At 66.0% G+C, this 19,954-nt stretch carries 21 protein-coding genes and 1 tRNA gene; 12 read left to right on the forward strand and 10 right to left on the reverse strand.

Features of this window, described 5'->3' with window-relative positions; translation table 11 throughout:
- Nucleotides 1-4 precede the first annotated feature (4 nt).
- Nucleotides 5-649 carry a retropepsin-like aspartic protease family protein gene (locus BLV60_RS06570; protein WP_093051719.1) on the forward strand — a complete coding sequence of 215 codons (645 nt, stop codon included), beginning with the start codon at nucleotides 5-7 and terminating at the stop codon, nucleotides 647-649.
- Between the two features lie 7 nt (nucleotides 650-656).
- On the opposite strand, the gene BLV60_RS06575 is transcribed toward BLV60_RS06570, so the two are convergent.
- The 4 genes from BLV60_RS06575 to BLV60_RS06590 are packed head-to-tail and all read right to left on the reverse strand — an operon-like array spanning nucleotide 657 to nucleotide 3,004.
- A complete protein-coding gene (locus BLV60_RS06575) occupies nucleotides 657-1,010 on the reverse strand; it encodes a RidA family protein (protein ID WP_093051722.1) in 354 nt (117 codons plus the stop codon).
- 12 nt (nucleotides 1,011-1,022) lie between these two features.
- A complete protein-coding gene (plsY, locus tag BLV60_RS06580; RefSeq protein WP_093051725.1) occupies nucleotides 1,023-1,661 on the reverse strand; it encodes a glycerol-3-phosphate 1-O-acyltransferase PlsY in 639 nt (212 codons plus the stop codon).
- Between the two features lie 30 nt (nucleotides 1,662-1,691).
- A complete protein-coding gene (locus tag BLV60_RS06585) occupies nucleotides 1,692-2,501 on the reverse strand; it encodes a DUF6348 family protein (RefSeq protein ID WP_093051728.1) in 810 nt (269 codons plus the stop codon).
- An 8-nt stretch (nucleotides 2,502-2,509) separates the two neighbouring features.
- Entirely contained in the window at nucleotides 2,510-3,004 is a 495-nt protein-coding gene (locus tag BLV60_RS06590) for an aminoacyl-tRNA deacylase (RefSeq protein ID WP_093051731.1), read from the reverse strand.
- Nucleotides 3,005-3,096: 92 nt separating this feature from the next.
- Between BLV60_RS06590 and BLV60_RS06595 the strand changes: the two genes are divergently transcribed.
- Nucleotides 3,097-3,687: a hypothetical protein gene (locus tag BLV60_RS06595; RefSeq protein ID WP_093176874.1), complete on the forward strand. Its 591-nt coding sequence runs from the start codon at nucleotides 3,097-3,099 to the stop codon at nucleotides 3,685-3,687.
- 1 nt (nucleotide 3,688) lies between these two features.
- Here BLV60_RS06595 and BLV60_RS06600 read toward each other — a convergent pair whose 3' ends face one another.
- Nucleotides 3,689-4,750 carry an aldo/keto reductase gene (locus tag BLV60_RS06600; RefSeq protein WP_093051737.1) on the reverse strand — a complete coding sequence of 354 codons (1,062 nt, stop codon included), beginning with the start codon at nucleotides 4,748-4,750 and terminating at the stop codon, nucleotides 3,689-3,691.
- A gap of 126 nt (nucleotides 4,751-4,876) precedes the next feature.
- Here BLV60_RS06600 and BLV60_RS06605 point away from each other — a divergent pair, with 126 nt between their 5' ends.
- Nucleotides 4,877-5,806 carry an alpha/beta fold hydrolase gene (locus BLV60_RS06605; protein ID WP_093051740.1) on the forward strand — a complete coding sequence of 310 codons (930 nt, stop codon included), beginning with the start codon at nucleotides 4,877-4,879 and terminating at the stop codon, nucleotides 5,804-5,806.
- A 3-nt stretch (nucleotides 5,807-5,809) separates the two neighbouring features.
- Here the strand turns inward: BLV60_RS06605 and BLV60_RS06610 are convergent, their stop codons facing one another.
- A complete protein-coding gene (locus BLV60_RS06610) occupies nucleotides 5,810-6,829 on the reverse strand; it encodes an aldo/keto reductase (protein ID WP_093051896.1) in 1,020 nt (339 codons plus the stop codon).
- A 136-nt stretch (nucleotides 6,830-6,965) separates the two neighbouring features.
- On the opposite strand from BLV60_RS06610, the gene BLV60_RS06615 reads away from it, so the two are divergent.
- The 3 genes from BLV60_RS06615 (at nucleotide 6,966) to BLV60_RS06625 (ending at nucleotide 10,155) form a co-directional block, all read left to right on the forward strand.
- Nucleotides 6,966-7,868 carry a LysR family transcriptional regulator gene (locus BLV60_RS06615; protein ID WP_093051743.1) on the forward strand — a complete coding sequence of 301 codons (903 nt, stop codon included), beginning with the start codon at nucleotides 6,966-6,968 and terminating at the stop codon, nucleotides 7,866-7,868.
- A gap of 101 nt (nucleotides 7,869-7,969) precedes the next feature.
- Nucleotides 7,970-8,803 carry a MetQ/NlpA family ABC transporter substrate-binding protein gene (locus BLV60_RS06620; protein WP_093051747.1) on the forward strand — a complete coding sequence of 278 codons (834 nt, stop codon included), beginning with the start codon at nucleotides 7,970-7,972 and terminating at the stop codon, nucleotides 8,801-8,803.
- Nucleotides 8,800-10,155 carry an LLM class flavin-dependent oxidoreductase gene (locus BLV60_RS06625; protein ID WP_093051750.1) on the forward strand — a complete coding sequence of 452 codons (1,356 nt, stop codon included), beginning with the start codon at nucleotides 8,800-8,802 and terminating at the stop codon, nucleotides 10,153-10,155. The genes BLV60_RS06620 and BLV60_RS06625 overlap by 4 nt, the downstream gene beginning before the upstream one ends.
- A 15-nt stretch (nucleotides 10,156-10,170) precedes the next feature.
- On the opposite strand, the gene BLV60_RS06630 is transcribed toward BLV60_RS06625, so the two are convergent.
- From BLV60_RS06630 to BLV60_RS06645, 4 genes are read right to left on the reverse strand one after another with little or no spacing between them, the layout of a single operon-like run.
- Nucleotides 10,171-10,521, reverse strand: coding sequence for a cupin domain-containing protein (locus BLV60_RS06630; RefSeq protein ID WP_093051753.1), 351 nt, complete (start codon nucleotides 10,519-10,521; stop codon nucleotides 10,171-10,173).
- Nucleotides 10,522-10,546: 25 nt separating this feature from the next.
- On the reverse strand, nucleotides 10,547-11,374 hold the full coding sequence (locus BLV60_RS06635) for a MetQ/NlpA family ABC transporter substrate-binding protein (RefSeq protein ID WP_093051756.1): 828 nt from the start codon (nucleotides 11,372-11,374) through the stop codon (nucleotides 10,547-10,549).
- Nucleotides 11,375-11,408: 34 nt separating this feature from the next.
- Nucleotides 11,409-12,071 carry a methionine ABC transporter permease gene (locus BLV60_RS06640; protein ID WP_007835547.1) on the reverse strand — a complete coding sequence of 221 codons (663 nt, stop codon included), beginning with the start codon at nucleotides 12,069-12,071 and terminating at the stop codon, nucleotides 11,409-11,411.
- Complete coding sequence (locus BLV60_RS06645) at nucleotides 12,064-12,930, reverse strand: methionine ABC transporter ATP-binding protein (protein WP_093051898.1); 867 nt, start codon at nucleotides 12,928-12,930, stop codon at nucleotides 12,064-12,066. Before BLV60_RS06645 ends, BLV60_RS06640 begins: the two co-directional genes overlap by 8 nt.
- Before the next feature lie 237 nt (nucleotides 12,931-13,167).
- Between BLV60_RS06645 and BLV60_RS06650 the strand changes: the two genes are divergently transcribed.
- From BLV60_RS06650 to BLV60_RS06675, 6 genes are all read left to right on the forward strand, one after another.
- Nucleotides 13,168-13,980, forward strand: a complete 813-nt coding sequence (locus tag BLV60_RS06650) for a MetQ/NlpA family ABC transporter substrate-binding protein (RefSeq protein ID WP_093051901.1) — start codon at nucleotides 13,168-13,170, stop codon at nucleotides 13,978-13,980.
- A 115-nt stretch (nucleotides 13,981-14,095) separates the two neighbouring features.
- Nucleotides 14,096-15,200, forward strand: a protein-coding gene (gene prfB, locus BLV60_RS06655) for a peptide chain release factor 2 (protein WP_097198623.1) whose coding sequence is annotated in 2 segments (ribosomal slippage) — nucleotides 14,096-14,176 and nucleotides 14,178-15,200 — 1,104 coding nt in all. Because the reading frame shifts where the segments join, the coding sequence is not laid out codon by codon here.
- A 5-nt stretch (nucleotides 15,201-15,205) separates the two neighbouring features.
- Nucleotides 15,206-15,904 (forward strand): HAD family hydrolase, encoded by a 699-nt coding sequence (locus BLV60_RS06660; protein ID WP_093051759.1) that lies wholly within the window; start codon nucleotides 15,206-15,208, stop codon nucleotides 15,902-15,904.
- The gene (pepN, locus tag BLV60_RS06665) at nucleotides 15,891-18,584 is read left to right on the forward strand and encodes an aminopeptidase N (RefSeq protein ID WP_093051762.1); all 2,694 of its coding nucleotides are present in this window, start codon (nucleotides 15,891-15,893) and stop codon (nucleotides 18,582-18,584) included. The genes BLV60_RS06660 and pepN overlap by 14 nt, the downstream gene beginning before the upstream one ends.
- Nucleotides 18,585-18,607: 23 nt before the next feature.
- Complete coding sequence (locus tag BLV60_RS06670; protein WP_093051765.1) at nucleotides 18,608-19,621, forward strand: class 1 fructose-bisphosphatase; 1,014 nt, start codon at nucleotides 18,608-18,610, stop codon at nucleotides 19,619-19,621.
- Nucleotides 19,622-19,646: 25 nt separating this feature from the next.
- A tRNA-Thr gene (locus BLV60_RS06675) sits at nucleotides 19,647-19,722 on the forward strand.
- Nucleotides 19,723-19,954: the final 232 nt, after the last annotated feature.

The raw sequence follows: 19,954 nt of genomic DNA on the forward strand, positions 1-19,954 counted from the left end.
CTTCATGAAAGCCCTTGTCGTCGCAGCGCAGCTGCTGGCTGCCGCTGCCGTGGCGCATGCCGCCGGCTCGGTCACCCTGACCGGCAGCATCGGTAGCCGCGCGATCCTGATCGTGAACGGCAACCCGCCCAAGACCGTGGCGGTCGGCGAGAGCTACCAGGGCGTGAAACTGCTCTCGCTGCAGGCCGAACAGGCCGTGGTCGAACTCGACGGCAAGCGCGTCAGCCTGCGCATGGACACGCCGGTCAGCATCGGCGGCGGTGGCAGCTCAGGCGGGGGCGGAAACCGTGTCGTGCTGTCGGCCGACAGCCGCGGGCATTTCATGACGCAAGGCGCCATAAACGGCCGGCCGGTCACGTTCATGCTCGACACGGGTGCGACGTCCATCGCGCTTTCGGCCGACGACGCCCAGCGCATCGGGCTCGACTACAGCAAGGGCCAGCGCGTCATGATGAACACCGCCAACGGCACGACTTCGGGCTACAAGCTGCGGCTGCAGTCGGTGCGCGTGGGCGACGTCGAGGTCTACGACATCGACGCCATCGTCTCGCCGCAGGCCATGCCCTTCGTGCTGCTGGGCAACAGCTTCATCAATCGCTTCTCGATGCGGCGCGACGCGGACCAGATGGTCCTCGAAAAACGCTATTGATTGAGCGTCAGGCCTGCGCGGCCGTCACCACGATCTCGATCTTGTAGGCCGCATTGGCCATCTTGGCCTGCACGGTGGCGCGCGGCGGCGTGTTGCCGGCCGGAATCCAGGCGTCCCACACCTCGTTCATCGCCGTGATGTCGGTGATGTCCGCCAGGAAGATCTGCGTCATGAGGATGCGCGACTTGTCGCTGCCGGCCTCGGCCAGCAGGCGATCGACCATGCCCAGCACCTGCGTGGTCTGGCCGCGGATGTCCTGCGAGGTGTCGTCAGGCACCTGGCCCGCGAGGTAGATGGTGCCGTTGTGCACGGCCGTCTCCGAGAGACGGGGGCCGACGTGGAAGCGGGTGATGGAGGCCATGGTGTTCTTTCTTCAGTCCTGTTTCTTCTTGGAGCCGAGCTTCGACTCCGTGCCGGCCGCGAGCCGGCGGATGTTTTCGCGGTGCCGCCAGATCAGCAGCAGGCTCATGACGATGAGCGCGATCAGCACTGTGCGATCGAGCGGCCACGCGATGCCGCCGCCGATCAGATAGTAGGCCGGTGCGAAGAAGGCCGCCACCAGCGAAGACAGCGACGAGTAGCGGAAGAAGACGGCGATGATCAGCCAGGTGGCGCCGGTGGCCAGCCCCAGCCAGGGCGCGACGCCCACCAGCACGCCTGCCGCCGTAGCCACGCCCTTGCCGCCCTGGAAGCCGAAGAACACCGGATACAGGTGACCAAGAAACGCTGCCAGGCCGGCCAGGGCGGCAACGCCCTCTCCCAGCCCCCACTGCGCGCCGAACCGGTGAATCAGGAACACCGGCACCCAGCCCTTGATAGCGTCGAGCAGCAGCGTGGCCAGCGCCGCACCTTTATTACCCGAGCGCAGCACATTGGTGGCGCCGGGATTCTTGCTGCCGTAGCTGCGCGGATCGGCCATGCCGAGTGCCTTGCTCACGATGACCGCGAAGGACAGCGAGCCGATCAGGTACGACGCCACGATGGCGATGAGGGAAGGCAAGTTGAAACTCAAGACGGCACTCCGCGGGGGATGGTTGTTGTTCTATTCGGCGACACGCGCCTGGGGCGGCGATTGGATCACAACATACTGCTTGCGAAACTCGAAGCCGCGGTCGGGCCACTGTGTCACATAGGCGCGCAGGGCCTCGGCGCCGGCGGGCCAGTCCTCGCCGTTGACGCGGCAGTCGGCCTGCACTTCACCCTCGGCGTCGCGCGCGGCATAGAGGCGCACGGCGTGGAGACTGTCCGATTCGATCTGCGGCTTGAAGGCGTCCCAGGTATTGGTGAACAGGCAGCAGGGGCAGAACGGGTGCTCTTCCTCAACCTCGGCCGCCGGCAACGCCGCCCGGTGCGCCACGGGGCCGAACAGCACGCGCCGCTGCCGCCCCTCCTTCCAGCTCATGTCCATCGACGTGCAGTGGGCGAGTTCACCGCCCAACGCATCCTGGAACACAACCAGATCGACCTGCGCCCACAGGTCGAACCCGCGGGTCAGGGCCTGCTCGGTGGTTTCGCCGCCCGAATGCTGGTACTCGAAGACGCCCTGCGGCAAGAGTCCGGCATGGGCCACCTCGATGGTGCTGGAGGTGCGCACGCTGCCGTCCTCGGCGCGCGAGTAGCTCAGGATCTGCGGCAGCAGCCAGAGTCCGTCGGACAGCGTGACCCAGCCATCGCGTGCGAGCGCGGCGGCCTGGCCGCGCGCCAGTAGTGCGTCGCGCAGCAACGCCGACAGGTCGAGCGATTCGGTCCATTCGCGCTCGTCGTTGCGAAAGGCAAGTGCGAACGCCGTGCCCTGGCCCGGGTTGCCAGCGGCTCGCAGGGGAAAGAAGTCGGAAGACGAGGATGTCGCCATGGCGCCGGCTATTCTGCCAGCGCACACTGCACGGGCTTCGCGCCCAGCAACCCCACGCACACCTGCGGATCGATGCCGATCAGGTAGCCGCGGCGCCCGCCGTTGAGCACGATCCTCGGCAGTTCGAGGATGGTCGATTCCACATACACCGGCATCTCGCGCCGCGTGCCGAACGGCGAAGTACCACCCACCATGTACCCGCTGTGCCGCTGCGCCACCTCGGGCTTGCAGGGCTCGACCGACTTGGCGCCGATCTGCCGCGCGAGGTTCTTGGTCGACACCGTGCGGTTGCCGTGCATCAGCACGATCAGCGGCTTGGCGTCCTGGTCCTGCATGACCAGCGTCTTGATGACGGTGAACGGGTCGAGCCCGAGCATCTCGGCGCCGCGCTGCGCACCGCCGTGCTCGACGTACTCGTAGGGGTGCTCGGTGAAGGTGATCTTGTGCGCGCGCAGCAACTGGGTGGCGGGCGTCTCGGAGGTGTGAGTGCTTTTCTTGGCCATCTCGGTGGCAATTGCGGGTTCAGGATCGCTTCAGAAAACCTGGTGTCCCATGGCAAAAAATCTGCCGTACTACATTGAATTCCGTTCCAGCCATGCAGCATACGCCAGCCCCGGTGGCCACGGCTTCGTTCTACCTCGGGCTGGTGCTGGCCGTGGTGGCGATGCACGCGGCGGTGCTCTGGCTGCTGCTGGTCGCCACGCAGCCGCACGGCCGCGAGACCGCCCCGGTGAAGCGAATGGTCATGGAGGTGGTGCAGGTCGAAGCCCCAGTGAAGGCCGTGCCTCCCGCACCGCGGGAAGCGGCGCCGCAAACCACGACTGCGACCACACGCGCGACAACCACGCGCATGCCCCGAACTGCTCGCGGCAAGGCGATCACCGTCCCCGCTACGCCAGCCACACAGCCGCCGCAAGCCACGACAACCCCCGCGCCGCTGATCCTTCATTCGGAAAGCACCCGCCGCGCCCTGCGCGACATCGGCCGCGAGCGCTCATTCGCGGAACGCGCCGGCCAGAACCTCAATGGCACCCCGCGCTCAGCCTTTGATTCCAGGTTGAGCGCAGGCGTCGCAAGCGCTGCACACGGCGACTGCATGAAGGGCCAGTTCAAAGGCGGCAACATGGGCCTGCTGAGCCTGCCAGCCCTCGCCCTGGCCGCCGCCCAGGGCGAATGTGGCCGTTGAATTACGCAGCAGGGTCGCGAATCTCCCAGCGGATCTTGTCGATCTCCGCCAGGATTTCCGCCGACAACGTGGTGCCGTACACGTCCAGGTCTTCTTCCAGCTGCGCCACCGAGGTCACGCCGATGATCGTGCTCGCCACCTGCCACTTCGTGTAGCAGAAGGCCAGCGCCAGCTGCGTCGGCGTCAGGCCGTTGTCGCGGGCCAGCTGGTTGTAGCGCTTGGCCGCGCGCAGCGAATCGGGACGGCCCCAACGCTGCTTGCGCACCGATTCGTAGCTCGAAATCCGCGCGCCCTTCGGCGCATCCGGCCCTTCGATGCCGCTCTGGTCGTACTTGCCCGTCAGCAGGCCGAAGGCCAGCGGCGAATACGCCAGCAGCGACACGCCCAGCCGGTGCATCGTCTCGTCCAGCGCGTTCTCGTGGCCGCGGCTGATGAGGCTGTACACGTTCTGGACCGTCGCTACGCGCGGCAGCCCGTGCTGTTCGGCCAGCCGAACGAACTCGTGCACGCCGTAAGGCGTTTCGTTCGACAGGCCGATGGCGCGCACCTTGCCCGCCTTCACCAGCTTGCCCAGCGCCTCGAGCTGCTCGTGGATCGGCGTCTTCGAGGTTTCCTTCGCCGGGTCGTAATACATGTTGCCGAACAGCGGCACGTGACGCTCCGGCCAGTGGATCTGGTAGAGGTCGATGACGTCCGTGCGCAGCCGCTTCAGGCTGGCGTTGCACGAGGCTTCGATGTCGGCCGCCGTCATGCCGCTGCCTTCGCGCACCCAGGGCATGCCGCGCGACGGGCCGGCCACCTTGGTCGCGACCACCAGCTTCTCGCGCGCACCGGGGTTGGCGGCGAACCAGTTGCCGATGATGGTCTCGGTGACGCTGTAGGTTTCCTTGCGCGTGGGCACCGAGTACATCTCGGCGGTGTCGATGAAGTCGACGCCGCGCTCGAGCGAGCGGCTCAGAATGGCGTGGGAGGTGGGCTCGTCGACCTGTTCGCCGAAGGTCATCGTGCCAAGGCAGATCGGGGTGACGTGCAGGTCGCTTTGACCGAGTTGGATCTTTTTCATGCGCGGGATGCTACCGCCCCGCCCCACAGCCTGCTGGCCGCCCCATCAAAACCCGAGCGTTCCACCCCCGCCCGCTGTCCTGTGCCGGACTGCGTCAGCACAAAGGCCTCTTTATCATCGACGCCCATGTACCAAGCCCTCCGCCCCTCCCGCAGCGAATTCGTGCCCGTGCGCAACCTCAGCTACCACGTGCGCCTCTGGGGCCAGCCCTCCGACGAGCGCCCGCCGCTGGTGCTGGTGCATGGCTGGATGGACGTGGCGGCGTCGTGGCAGTTCGTGGTCGATGCGATGGAGGAAGACCGCTTCATCATCGCCCCCGACTGGCGCGGCTTCGGCCTGACCGACGGCGGCGGCGTCGACAACTACTGGCTCGCCGACTACCTGGCAGACCTCGAATGGCTGCTCGACCATTACGCGGGCGAAGACGACAGCGCCCGGCAGGTCGACCTCGTCGGCCACAGCATGGGCGGCAACGTCGTCATGCACTACGCCGGCGTGCGGCCCCAGCGCATCCGCCGCCTCGTCAATCTCGAAGGCTTCGGCATGCCCGCGCGCAAGCCCGATGAAGCGCCCGCGCGCTACGGCCAGTGGATCGACGAGCTCAAGCGCCTGCATCGCGGCGAGATGGCGCTGGCCGGCTATTCGGCCGTGGACGGCGTGGCGCGCCGCCTCATGAAGACCAACCCGCGCCTCACGCCCGACAAGGCCAACTGGCTGGCCAGCCACTGGTCGGTGAACCACGCGCAGCCCGACGGCAGCGAACGCTGGCAGATCCTCGGCGAGGCGGCACACAAGATCGTCAACGCACACATCTTCCGCGTCGACGAAACGCTGGCGCTCTACGCGCGCATCACCGCTCCGTTGCTGATGGTCGAGGCATCCGACGACAGCCTGAAAGGCTGGTGGAAGAACCGCTACACGCTCGACGAATTCCACGAACGCCTGAGGTCGGTTGCCAACAGCCGCATCGAGCGCCTCGAAGACGCCGGTCACATGCTGCACCACGACCAGCCGCAGCGCGTGGCGCGGATGATCGAGGAATTCCTCGCGAACTGAGGCTCAGGCGCGGCGCGATTCGCTGTCCAGGCTCGCCATCTGCGCCGCCGCATAGCGGTCGCCGGCTGCAGCGCCCTTCGGCACCGCGCGCTCGATGGCTGCGAAGTCGTCGGCCGCCAGCTTCACGTTCAGCGCGCCCAGTGCCTCGTCGAGCCGCGTGCGCTGCCGCGCGCCGATCAGCGGCACGATGTCGTCGCCCTGCGCCGCCACCCATGCAATGGCGATCTGCGCGACGGTGACGCCCTTGGCCTCGGCAATCTTGCGCAGCGCATCGACCAGCGCGAGGTTGCGGTCCACGTTCTCGCCCTGGAAGCGCGGGCTGTGCGCCCGGAAATCCTTCTCGCCCGCCGCATCCTTCTTCCAGTGCCCGCTGATCAGGCCGCGCGAGAGCACGCCGTACGCGGTGATGCCGATGCCCAGCTTGCGGCAGGTCGCGAGGATGTCGTCCTCGATGCCGCGCGAGATCAGCGAATACTCGATCTGCAGGTCGCAGATCGGGTGCACGGCCGCCGCCTTGCGGATGGTCTGCGAGCCGACTTCCGACAGGCCGATGTGGCGCACGTAGCCCGCCTTCACCAGGTCGGCGATGGCGCCGATGGTGTCCTCGATCGGCACGTTCGGGTCGAGCCGCGCCGGGCGATAGATGTCGATGTGGTCCACGCCCAGGCGCTGCAGCGAGTAGGTGGCGAAATTCTTCACCGCCGCGGGCCGCGCGTCGTAGCCAACCCAGCCGCCGGCCGGGTCGCGCATGGCGCCGAACTTCACGCTGACCAGTGCAGCATCGCGCTGCGAGCCTTTGAGGTCCTTGAGCGCTTCACCGATCAGCATTTCGTTGTGGCCGCTGCCGTAGAAGTCGCCGGTGTCGAGCAGCGTGATGCCTGCGTCCATCGCGGCATGGATGGTGGCGATGCTTTCTGCGCGATCCGAAGGGCCGTACATGCCCGACATGCCCATGCAGCCGAGGCCGAAGGCGGAGACCTTGGGGCCGTTCATGGCCTTGGTGCCGAGTTGAAGTGTGTTCATTGCAGTGTCCTTTCTGACTTTCTGACTGTGGCCGGTCGCGATTGCGAACGCCATCGCGCTAGTCTGGAAGGAATCGGCCCGTTCGATAATCCGTCCGGCAGCGCACGGGTTGTGCAGAAAAACGCACAATCCCGCCATGACTGACCCCGATCTTTCCGATCTCGGCGCCTTCGTTGCCGTGACCCGGGCGCGCGGCTTTCGCGGCGCCGCCACGCTGCGCGGCGTATCGCCCTCCTCGCTCAGCGAGGCCATGCGGCGGCTCGAAGCGCAGCTTGGCGTGCGCCTGCTGAACCGCACGACGCGCAGCGTCACACCCACCGAAGCCGGCCAGCGGCTGCTGGACCGCATCTCGCCCGCGCTCGACGACATCGCGGGCGCGCTCGACACGCTCAACAGCTTTCGCGACAGTCCCACCGGCACGCTGCGGCTGAACGTACCGACGATCGTGACGCAGCGCGTGCTGCCGCCGCTGGCCAGCCGCTTCCTGGCGGAGCACCCGGGCATCACGCTGGAGATCACGACCAACGACACCTTCATCGACGTACTCGCCGCGGGCTTCGACGCCGGCATCCGCTACGACGAGAGCATTGCGCGCGACATGATCGCCGTGCCTCTGGGCCCTCGCACGCAGCGCTTCGTGGCCGCGGCGTCGCCTGCCTACCTGGCGAAGCACGGAACGCCCAAACACCCGACCGACCTGCTGCAGCACGCCTGCATCGCCCACCGTTTCCCGAGCGGCGTGCTCGCCACCTGGGGCTTCGTGCGCAAGGGCAAGGCCGTCAAGATCACGCCGGCAGGGCCGCTGATCGCGTCGATGCTCGACCTCGAACTGCACGCCGCCGAGTCGGGCCTGGGCCTGATCTACACCTTCGACGAATACCTGCGGCCCTCCATCGACCGCGGCACGCTGGTGCCCGTGCTCGAAGACTGGTGGCAGAGTTTTTCGGGGCCGTTCCTGTACTACCCTAGCCGTACGCACATGCCTGCGCCGCTGCGCGCGTTCGTCGACTTCCTGAAGAACGAAGGCCCACCCGCCTGATATTTGCCGAGCGGATATAGAAGCGCACGAATCTTCGTTCGCGCCGCAGGCACCGCGACCTAGAGTGCGCAGCTCCCTCTTGCCTCCCGGAGTTGCCTGTCATGCGCTTTTCTTCGCGCGCGCCCTCGCTGGCGCGCTGGTCCGCCCCACTGCTCGGCGGCCTTGCCCTGAGCCTGCTTCTTCAGGTTTCCGCCCACGCCGCCGACCTGCGCGTGGGCTTCATGCCCGGCCCGTACCGCGATGCCTTCACGAACGGCATCGAGCCCCAGCTGAAGAAGCTCGGCTACACCGTCAAGTACGTCGAGTTCAGCCAGGGCGTGCAGCCCAACGACGCAGTCGAGCGCGGGCAGATCGACGCCAACATCTTCCAGCACACGCTGTACCTCAACGCCACCAACAAGCAGCAGGGCTTCGACCTCGTGCCGGTGGTGCATGTGCCGACGCCGCCGATGGGCCTTTACTCGCAGCGCCACAAGTCGCTCGACACGGTGCCCGACGGCGCCACGGTCACGCTGCCTTCGGACCCGGTGAACGCGGCGCGCGCGCTCAACATCCTCGCGGCCGTCGGCTGGGTCACGCTCAAGCCGGGCGTGAGCCCGCTGGCCGTGTCGGAGCGCGACATCGCCACCAACCCGAAGCGCCTGAAGCTGGTGCCGCTCGAAGCCGCGCAGGCCCCGCGCTCGCTGGCCGATGCCGACATCGCGGCCGTGCAGGGCAACTTCGCGGTGGCCTCGGGCCTGAAGCTCACCGATGCGCTCAAGCTCGAGAACATGACGCTGCCCTACGTGAACGTGGTGGCCGTCAAGCGCAGCAATGAGCAAGCACAGTTCGCGAAAGACATTGCGGCGGCCTACCAGTCGGCCGAGTTCCAGCGCTTCTTCAGGGCCAACCCGACATGGGCCGGCTACCGGCTGCCCGACTACTTCTCCCAATGAGCCTTTCGACCAGCCCCAAGCCCCGGCAACTGCACCTCAACGTCAACATCCTGCATTCGGGCTTCGTGCCCTCGGCATGGCGCCTGCCGGAGAGCGATCCGCGGGCCTTTGCCGACATCCGGCACTACATCCGCACGGCGCAGATCGCCGAGGCGGCCAAGCTCGATGCGGTGTTTCTCGCCGACAACGCGGCCATCGTCGACCAGATCAACTTCCGCCCGATCACCGCACTGGAACCCACGGTGCTGCTGGCCTGCGTGGCCGCCGCCACCACGCACATCGGCCTGATCGCCACTGCCTCGACGAGCTACAACGAGCCCTACAACATCGCCCGCCGCTTCGCCACGCTCGACCATGTGAGCGGCGGCCGCGCGGGCTGGAACGTGGTGACCACGGCCGACCTGCCCTCAGCACGCAACTTCGGCCTCGACGCCACGCCCGACCATGCGAAGCGCTACGCACGCGCCTCGGAGTTCACCGACATCGTGAAGGCGCTGTGGGACAGCTGGGAAGACGACGCCTTCATCGGCGACAAGGCCACCGGCAGCTTCATCGACACAACGAAGGTGCACGCCATTGCGCACCGCGGCGAACACTTCGCGGTGCAGGGCCCGCTGAACCTGCCGCGCCCGCCGCAGGGGCACCCGGTGCTGGTGCAGGCCGGTGCTTCGGCCGACGGGCGCGAGCTGGCGTCGCGCCATGCGGAGGCAGTGTTCTCGGCCTCGCAGTCGTTCGAGGAATCTCTGGCGTATGCCCACGCACTGAAGACACGCGCCGCCGAACTGGGCCGCGGCCCCGACGCAGTGAAGGTGCTCGCGGGCCTGACCACCATCGTCGGCAGTACCGAGGCCGAAGCCCGCCGCCGGCGCGACGAGCTGGTCGACCTGATTCCGTGGGACTACAGCCTGACGCGCATCGCCGGCACGCTGGGCATTGCGCCCGACCGCCTGAAGCTCGACGAGCGCCTGCCTGAAGACCTTCCGTTGCCAGGCAATGGCAACGGTAACCACACCTTCTTCAATGCAGTGGTCGCGGCGGGCCGCACCCACGGCTACACGGTGCGGCAGTTGATTCGCGAACTGGCGGGCGGCGGTGGACACCGCGTGATCGTGGGCACGCCGGAGCAGATCGCGGACGACATCGAGCGCTGGTTCAGGGCCGGTGCGGCCGATGGGTTCAACCTGATGCCCGATGCGCTGCCGCATGGGCTGCAGGATTTTGTCGACGGCGTGGTGCCGATCCTGCAGAAGCGCGGGATCTTCCGCACCGAGTACGAAGGCCGCACGCTGCGCGACCATCTGGGGCTGGCGCGGCCCGCCGGTCGAGCGGCGCAACAGCGGCTGGCGGCCTGAGACCGGCCACGCCCTTCACTCTTCGTCGGCGTCGTTACCCGTAAGGGACAGCACTTCTTCGACAAAGGCTTCGAACAGCGGCAGCGCGGCAGGCAAGCCGTCGAGCGACTCGGCCTCGCCTGCATCGAAGAAATGCGGCTTGCCGGCCGGAATGGCAGCCCACTCGCCAGCCTCCAGCAGCAGCCCCAGGTAGCCGTCGGCAGTCGGCACGTAGAACAGCCCCGCGCTGTCGAGCACGCGCTGCCCCTTCTTCTTGCCACGCCCCCAACTCACGCCCTGCCCGGCCAGGTGTTCGGTGATCCAGCCGTCGCACACATGTGTGTCGCGCCAGCTTCCCTGAGCATCGAATACGGCCAGAACGGGCATGGGAGTCCTTTTCTTGCGGGAAGAGTTATTGCAGGAAGCTGGGCTTGGCGTAGCCCTGGAACTTGCTGTCGACCACGGCCTTGAACTCCTTCGAGCGGTAGGCATCGGCGATGTCCTTGGCCCACTGGGTGTTCTTGTCGGCGGTCTTCACGGCGACCACATTCAGGTAGTAGTCGGGCGTTTTCTCGAGCACCACGGCCTCGGTGAGCTTCAGGCCCGACGAGATCGCGAAGTTGCCGTTGACGATGGCGTATTCAGTGTCGCCCAGCGAGCGTGGCAGTTGCGCAGCTTCGAGCGGAATGAACTTCAGCTTCTTCGGGTTCTCGGCCACGTCCTTTTCGGACGCGCGCAACGGATCGATGCCGGTCTTGATGGTGATCAGCTTGTTCTGCTCCAGCAGCACCAGCGCGCGGGCCAGGTTGCTCGGATCGTTCGGCAGCGTCACGCGGTCGCCTTCCTTCACGTCGGCCAGCGTCTTGCGCTTGGTCGAGTACACGCCCATGGGCGCGATCGGGCCTTGCACCAGTTCGGAGAGGTCGAGCTTCTGGTCGGCCGCGAACTTCTTCAGGTACACCTGATGCTGGAAGAAATTGGCGTCGAGCGAGCCCTGGGCCAGCGCCAGGTTGGGCTGCACGTAGTCGTTGAACTCGACCAGCTTCACCTTGTAGCCCTTCTTTTCGAGGATGGGCACGATGCCGGCCTTGAGCTGGTCGGCGTTGGAGCCGGCGGTGCCGCCGATCACGAGGTTCTTCTTGGCGGGGTCTTGCGCGTGGGCCTGCAGCGAGAGGCCGCCGAACGAGACGGCAGCCAGGGACAGGGCGAGAACGGAACGGCGCAGGAATGCGGTTTTCATGAGATAGGGAAAGCAGGGAAGAAAAGAGAAGGAATCAACGCTTGTCGAGCCTGCTTGCCGTGGTGTTACCCACGAATTGCAGGATCTGTACCAGCACCACGAGCAGCGCCACGGTGAGCACCATCACATCGGTCTGGAAACGGTAGTAGCCGTAGCGGATGGCAAGGTCACCGATACCGCCGCCGCCCACCACGCCGGCCACCGCCGAGTACGAGAGAAAGCTCACGGCCAGCACCGTCAGCGCCAGCACCAGCCCCGAACGGGCCTCGACCAGCAGCACGCGCCAGACGATCTGCAGCTCGGTCGCGCCCATGGCATGCGCCGCCTCGATCACGCCGCGCGGCACTTCGCGCAGGCACTGGTCGACCAGCCGGGCCAGGTACGGAATGGCCGCGAACGACAGGGGCACCGCGGCCGCCAGCGGCCCGATCGACGTGCCCGCGATCACCCGCGTGAAGGGCACCAGCGCCACCAGCAAGATGATGAAAGGGAACGAACGCACCGTGTTCACCAGCCAGTTGAGCACCAGGAACGCGGGCTTGTTCTCGAGCGACTGGCCGGGACCCAGCAGGAACAGCAGGATGCCCAGCGGCCCGCCGATGAGCACGGCGGCCGACAGGCCGATGGCCAGCATCATGAAGGTCTGGCCGGTGGCGACCCACAGCTCGGGGAGGATGGGGGCGATGTTCTCAAACATAGGCCAGCTCCTGTGCGCCGAGCTGCGAGGGCGGGCGCGGCGAGTAGGGTTCGCGCGCCTCGCGTTCGCGGCGGCGCACCAGTTCGTCGATTTCGCGGCCCAGCGCGGTCTTGCGCTCCACGCTCGGTGCATCGACCGCGAACTGCTCCACCAGCCGGCCCTTTTCGAGGATGGCCACGTTGCGGCACAGCACCTCGACCACCGACAGCTCGTGCGTGACGATCACGATGGTCACGCCGATCTTCTGGTTGATTTCGCGCAGCGTTTCCAGCAGCGAGCGCGTGGTTTCGGAGTCGAGCGCCGAGGTGGGCTCGTCGCACAGCAGCACTTGCGGGCGCGGCGCCAGCGCGCGGGCAATGGCCACGCGCTGCTTCTGGCCGCCGGAGAGCTGGGCCGGGTAGGTGTCGATCTTCTCGGCCAGGCCCACGAGCACCAGGCATTCGCGCACCCGCGCGTTGATTTCGGCCTTCGAATGGCGACCGTGGATCTTCAGCGGGAAGGCCACGTTGTCGAACACCGTGGCGTTCTGCAGCAGGTTGAACTGCTGGAAGATCATGCCGATGTTCTGGCGCGTATCGCGCAGCTCGCGGCGCGAGAGCGTGGTGAGGTCGCGCCCGCCGACGAAGACCTGGCCCGAATCGGGCCGCTCCAGCAGGTTGATGAGGCGCAGCAGCGTCGATTTGCCGGCGCCGCTCTTGCCGATCAGGCCGAACACGTCGCCCTGCTGGATGTCGAGCGACAGCGACTGCACGGCGTCGAACACCTCGCCGTTGGGCAAGGCAAAAGACTTCTGCACCGATTGAAGACGGATGACTGGCGCCGCGTGGCCGCGGCCCGTGTCAGGCGTAGGGTGGGTCATGGAAAAGATGCGCAGCCCGCGCAAAGGCAGGTCGCGGAGGTTCGCAAAAAGGTGCCGAGTATGAAAAGAAACGCAGCGAAAGGGAACGAACAAAAAGGATGCTGTTTATACGCATATGCGCATAAGGAAATCCTGTAGCGAGCAAGACACGCCATATCGATATGCGCATTGGTTCGTTCCCAAACGCTGGCGGCAATGCCACATTCGCGCCTTCTTTTTTTGATTTCGCGCAACGACATGCATACCTCTTTCCGCCGCCGCACCCTCGCCCTTGCCACGCTGGCCGCCGCCCTCTTCGCCGGCAGCGCCGCCTTCGCGCAGGACAAGAACACGCTCAAGGTCGGTGTCTCCGTCGGCAACGGCGAGCAGATCTTCGAGGTGGTCAAGAAGGTCGCCGCCAAGGACGGCCTGAACATCCAGGTCGTGGTGTTCAACGACTACCAGCTGCCCAATGCGGCGCTGGCCTCGGGCGACCTCGACGCCAACGCCTTCCAGCACCAGCCCTTTCTCGACAACCAGAACAAGGCGCGCGGCTTCGACATCGTGCCCGTGGGCCTGACCATCACCGCGCCGCTGGGCTTCTACTCGCGCAAGATCAAGTCGATCGACCAGTTGCCCGATGGCGCCTCGGTCGGCATCCAGAACGACCCGTCGAACGGCAACCGCGCGCTGTTGCTGCTGCAGCAGGCCGGCCTGATCACGCTGAAACCCGAGGCGGTGAAGAACAACACGGCCACGCCGCTGGACGTGGTGACGAACCCCAAGAAGCTGAAGCTGGTGGCTCTCGACGCGGCCCAGCTGCCGCGCTCGCTCGACGACCTGACCATTGCCTCCATCAACAACGACTACGCCGAGAAGGCCGGCCTGTCGCTGAACAAGGACGCCGTGATCAAGGAATCGCCGAAGAGCCCGTACGCCAACCTGATCGCCGTGCGCCGCGCCGACAAGGACAAGCCCTGGGCCAAGCGCCTCGTGGCCGCCTACCAGTCGCCGGAGGTGAAGAGCTTCATCGAGACCCAGTTCAAGGGCTCGCTCGTGCCGGCGTTCTGATTTCGGGTCTTGCGCCTTCCCCCAGAGGGGAAAGGCGCAATACAGGGGCACTCCCTGGCTGGCTGGCGGACCGTGAGAAAATGCCCGGTTTCCCCGAACACAGTCAGGACACCCCATGGACGCAGAACAGATCAACCAAATCGGCGCAATGCTCGCGGACCTGAGCGTCCGTACGGTCGATTTACGGAGGTATCTTTGACTACGATGCCAAAGCCGAACGTCTGAGGACGGTCAACGCATCGCTCGAAGACCCGAACGTCTGGAACGACCCGAAGAAGGCCCAGGAACTGGGCAAGGAAAAGAAGTCGCTCGACGACGTGGTCGTCACGCTCGACCGGCTCACCAACGGGCTCTCGGACAACACCGAACTCTTCGAGATGTCGAAGGAAGACGGCGACATGGATGGCCTGCAGGCCATTGCCGATGACGCCGCCACGCTCGAAGCCGACATCAAGCAGCTCGAATTCCGCCGGATGTTCAACAACCCGGCCGATCCGCTGAACGCCTTCGTCGACATCCAGGCCGGCGCCGGCGGCACCGAGGCCTGTGACTGGGCCAGCATGCTGCTGCGCCAGTACCTGAAGTACGCCGAGCGCAAGGGCTTCAAGACGCAGATCGAAGACGAAACGCCCGGCGACACCGCCGGCATCAAGGGCGCGACCATCAAGGTCGAGGGCGACTACGCCTTCGGCCTGCTGCGCACCGAGACCGGCGTGCACCGCCTGGTGCGCAAGTCGCCGTTCGACTCGTCGGGCGGCCGCCACACGAGCTTTGCCAGCATCTTCGTGTACCCGGAAATCGACGACTCCATCGAGATCGAGATCAACCCGGCCGACGTGCGCACCGACACCTTCCGCGCCAGCGGCGCGGGCGGCCAGCACATCAACAAGACCGACTCGGCCGTGCGCCTGACGCACATCCCGACCGGCATCGTGGTGCAGTGCCAGGACGGCCGCAGCCAGCACAGCAACCGCGACGTGGCGTGGAAGCGCCTGCGCTCGCGCCTGTACGACCACGAGATGCGCAAGCGCCAGGAAGAGCAGCAAAAGCTCGAAGACAGCAAGACCGACGTGGGCTGGGGCCACCAGATCCGCAGCTACGTGCTGGACAACAGCCGCATCAAGGACCTGCGCACCAACGTGGAAGTTTCGGCCACGCAGAAGGTGCTGGACGGCGACCTCGACGTGTTCATCGAAGCCTCTCTCAAGCAGGGCGTGTAAAACCGATGAGCCTGAAAAGCCTGAAGGATGGTGGCAAGGTCGAAGCCTTCATCTTCGACATGGACGGCACCATGATCGACTCCATGCCCTGGCATGCGCGCTCGTGGGTGGAGTTCGTGGCGCGCCACGGGCTGAAGCTCGACGTGAGCGACATCCTTGCGCGCACCACGGGCCGCACCGGCACCGAGTGCATGCGCGAACTGTTCGAGCGCGAGCTCTCCGACGAGGAGTGCCAGGCGATGGTGCACGAGAAGGAAGAGATCTACCGCGCCATGTTCAGCGACAACTTCACCGAAGTGGCGGGCTTCACGGCCTTTGCCAAGGCCGCCGTTGCACGCGGCCTGAAGGTGGCGGTGGGCACGGCCGGCGACAAGGGCAACATCGAATTCGCCATGTCGCGCCTGAAGATGGACCCGCTGCCGCTGGCCATAGTGGGTGGCGACGAAGGCTTCACTGGCAAGCCTACGCCCGCCATTTTTCTCGAAGCCGCGCGCCGCATCGGCATTGCGCCCGAACGCTGCATCGTTTTTGAAGACGCACCCTTCGGCATAGAAGCCGCCCGCCGCGGCGGCATGCGCGCCGTGGCCGTGTGCAGCACCCATACCGCCGCCGAGCTTGCCGGCCCCCATGTGATTGCCGCGGTTCGCGACTACAACGAACTCGCCCATTCGAATTTTCTGGAGACACTCGATGCTGCTACGTGACGCTCAAGGGCAACCCATTGCCATCCGCCGCGAAGACTATGCCGCCCCGGCGTATTGGATCGACACCGTCGACCTCACCTTCGACCTCGACCCCGCCAAGACCCGCGTGCTCAACCGCATGCAGATGCGCCGCAACCCAGAGGTGCCGGTGCAGCCGCTGCGCCTGGACGGCGACGAGCTGAACCTGGCGCGCGTGCTGGTCAACGGCCAGGGCGCTTCCTTCCGCATGGAAGGCGAACAGCTCGTCATCGACGGCCTGCCCGACGCTTTCGAGCTCGAGATCTTCACCACCTGCTGCCCCATCAAGAACACCAAACTGATGGGCCTGTTCGTGAGCGAAGACACCTTCTTCACGCAGTGCGAGGCCGAGGGCTTCCGCCGCATCACCTACTTCCTCGACCGTCCGGACGTGATGGCGATGTACACCGTTACGCTGCGCGCCGCCAAGGCCTCCTACCCGGTGCTGCTGTCGAACGGCAACCTCGTCGAGCAGGGCGAACTGCCCGAAGGCCGCCACTTCGCCAAGTGGGTCGACCCCTTCAAGAAGCCCAGCTACCTGTTCGCACTGGTGGCGGGCAAGCTGGTGGCGCGCGAGCAGCGCATCAAGGCACGCAACGGCAAGGAGCATCTGCTGCAGGTGTACGTGCGCGCCGGCGACCTCGACAAGACCGAGCACGCGATGAACTCGCTCATCAACTCGGTGCTGTGGGACGAAACCCGCTTCGGCCTGCCGCTGGACCTTGACCGCTTCATGATCGTTGCCACCAGCGACTTCAACATGGGCGCGATGGAGAACAAGGGCCTGAACATCTTCAACACGAAGTACGTTCTGGCCAACCAGGCCACCGCCACCGACGCCGACTACAGCAACATCGAAAGCGTGGTTGGCCACGAGTACTTCCACAACTGGAGCGGCGACCGCGTGACCTGCCGCGACTGGTTCCAGCTCTCGCTGAAAGAAGGCCTCACCGTCTTCCGCGACCAGGAATTCAGCCAGGATTTGTGCGCCGACGCCTCGGCCCGCGCCGTGAAGCGCATCGAAGACGTTCGCGTGCTGCGCACCGCCCAGTTCCCCGAAGACGCGGGCCCCATGGCCCACCCGGTGCGGCCCGACAGCTACATCGAGATCAGCAACTTCTACACCGTCACCATCTACGAAAAGGGTGCCGAGGTGGTGCGCATGATGCAGACGCTGGTCGGCCGCAAGGGCTTTGAAAAGGGCATCACGCTCTACTTCGAACGCCACGACGGCCAGGCCGTGACCTGCGACGACTTTGCACAGGCCATTGCCGACGCCAACCCCGAGTCGGAACTGGCACGCCTGCTGCCCCAGTTCAAGCGCTGGTACAGCCAGGCCGGCACGCCCCGCCTTGCGGCCCACGGCGTGTACGACGCGCAGAGCCGCAGCTACACCCTGAGCGTGGTGCAGAGCTGCCCGCCCACGCCGGGCCAGCCGACGAAGGAGCCCTTCGTCATTCCGCTGAACATCGGCCTGCTTGACGCCAGCGGCCGCGAACTGCCGATGCAGCTCGAAGGCGAAAGCGACGTGACCCGCGGCACCCGCACGCTGGTGCTGTCGCGCGCCGGCGAGCAGATCACCTTCGTGGGCCTCGACGCCGAGCCCGTGCCTTCCATCTTGCGCGGCTTCAGCGCGCCGGTGATCCTCGACTTCGAGTACACCGACGCCCAACTGCTCACCCTGCTGGCCAACGACCCCGACCCGTTCAACCGCTGGGAGGCCGGCCAGCGCCTGGGCCTGCGCGCCGCGCTGCAAGGCATTGCCGCACTGGCCACCGACACCACGCCGGTGCTGAACGACGCGTACATCGACGCCATGCGCAGCGTGCTGCGCAACCCGCAGCTCGACGCCGCCTTCAAGGAACTGGTGCTCACGCTGCCGTCGGAAACCTACATTGCCGAACAGCTCGACGTGGTCGACCCGCAGCGCGTGCACCTCGTGCGCGAAGCCATGCGCGCCCAGCTGGCCACCGCCCTCTTTGCCGACTGGCAGTGGGCCTATGAAGAGAACCACGACACCGGCGCCTACAGCCCCGACCCGACCTCGTCGGGCCGTCGCGCGCTGGCCGGCATGGCGCTCAACTTCCTGTGCCTGGCGGCGCGCGCCTCGGGCGACGTCGTGTGGCCGGGCAAGACGCTGCAGCGCTTCAAGGACGCGGGCAACATGACCGACCGCTTCAACGCGCTCAACGCGCTGGTGTCGTCGGGCCACACCCTGGCGGCACAGGCGCTCGCGCGCTTCCACGCCATCTTCAAGGACGAGGCACTGGTCATCGACAAGTGGTTCTCGCTGCAGGCCGGCGCCAGCGACCGCGGCGGCGACATCCTGCCGCTGGTCAAGCAGCTGATGAAGCACCCCGACTTCTCGCTGAAGAACCCGAACCGGGCGCGCAGCGTGATCTTCAGCTACTGCAGCGCCAACCCCGGCGCATTCCACCGCCCCGACGCCGCCGGCTACGTGTTCTGGAGCGAGCGCGTGATCGAGCTCGACGCCATCAACCCGCAAGTGGCTGCCCGCCTCGCCCGCGCACTCGACCGCTGGAGCAAGCTGGCCGAGCCGTACCGCAGCGCCGCGCGCGAAGCCATCGCCCGCGTGGCCGCCAAGCCCGACCTGAGCAAGGACACGCATGAAGTCGTGACCCGCGCCCTGGCCGGAAACTGAAGCAACCGAACCCCACAAGACACATGGCTCAACAAAAGATTTCCCTCACCCGCTACCTCGTCGAACAGCAACGCGCCGACGGCCTTATTCCCGGCCAACTGCGCCTGCTGCTCGAAGTGGTCGCCCGCGCCTGCAAGAGCATCAGCCAGGCCGTCAACAAGGGCGCGCTGGGCGGCGTGCTCGGCACGGCCGAGAGCGAGAACGTGCAGGGCGAGATCCAGAAGAAGCTGGACATCATCGCCAACGAAGTGCTGATTGAGGCCAACGAATGGGGCGGCCACCTCGCGGCCATGGCCAGCGAGGAAATGGACAGCATCTACGTGGTGCCCAACCGCTACCCGCAGGGCGAATACCTGCTCATGTTCGACCCGCTCGACGGCAGCAGCAACATCGACGTGAACGTCAGCATCGGCACCATCTTCAGCGTGCTGAAGAAGCCCGACGACCACCCCGGCGTGCAGGAAGGCGACTTTCTGCAGGCAGGCACCCAGCAAGTGGCCGCCGGCTACTGCATCTACGGCCCGCAAACCACCCTGGTGCTGACCGTGGGCAACGGCGTGGCCATGTTCACGCTGGACCGCGAGCAAGGCAGCTTCGTGCTGACGCAGGAAGACATCCAGATTCCGGCCGATACGAAGGAATTTGCCATCAACATGAGCAACATGCGCCACTGGGACGAGCCCATGAAGCGCTACATCGACGAATGCCTGGCCGGCAAGGAAGGCCCGCGCGGCAAGGACTTCAACATGCGCTGGATTGCCAGCATGGTGGCCGACGTGCACCGCATCCTGATGCGCGGCGGCGTCTTCATGTACCCGTGGGACAAGCGCGAGCCCGAAAAGGCCGGCAAGCTGCGCCTGATGTACGAGGCCAACCCCATGAGCTGGCTGGTCGAGCAGGCCGGCGGCGCGGCCACCAACGGCAAGCAACGCATCCTGGACCTGCAGCCCACCAAACTGCATGAGCGGGTGAGCGTGATGTTGGGTTCGCGTAACGAAGTTGAGCGGCTGACCCAGTACCACGCCGAGAAGGCGTGATTTCTTGGCTATAATCTGAGGCTTCGCCGGTGTAGCTCAGTCGGTAGAGCAGCTCATTCGTAATGAGAAGGTCGGGTGTTCGATTCATCTCTCCGGCACCAAAAACTAAAAGCCCGCTATCTAAACGATAGCGGGCTTTTTTACTGCGGAGCGACAGAACAACAATTTTTCGCACACAGCCTCAAGAAAGGCTTGGCTAGCTCTCTGCTTGTTGAATTCCGCCGCTCTTTGACCCTAGGGGGGTGCGGATAAAAACTTGGACTGGTTTTATGTTGCAAGTCCAAGGCTCACCCGGTATTCGATAGGGCTGAGAGAGCCAAGGGAGATCTTGAT

Origin of the sequence: Variovorax sp. YR634, assembly GCF_900106655.1 — a bacterium.
Taxonomy (GTDB): domain Bacteria; phylum Pseudomonadota; class Gammaproteobacteria; order Burkholderiales; family Burkholderiaceae_C; genus Variovorax.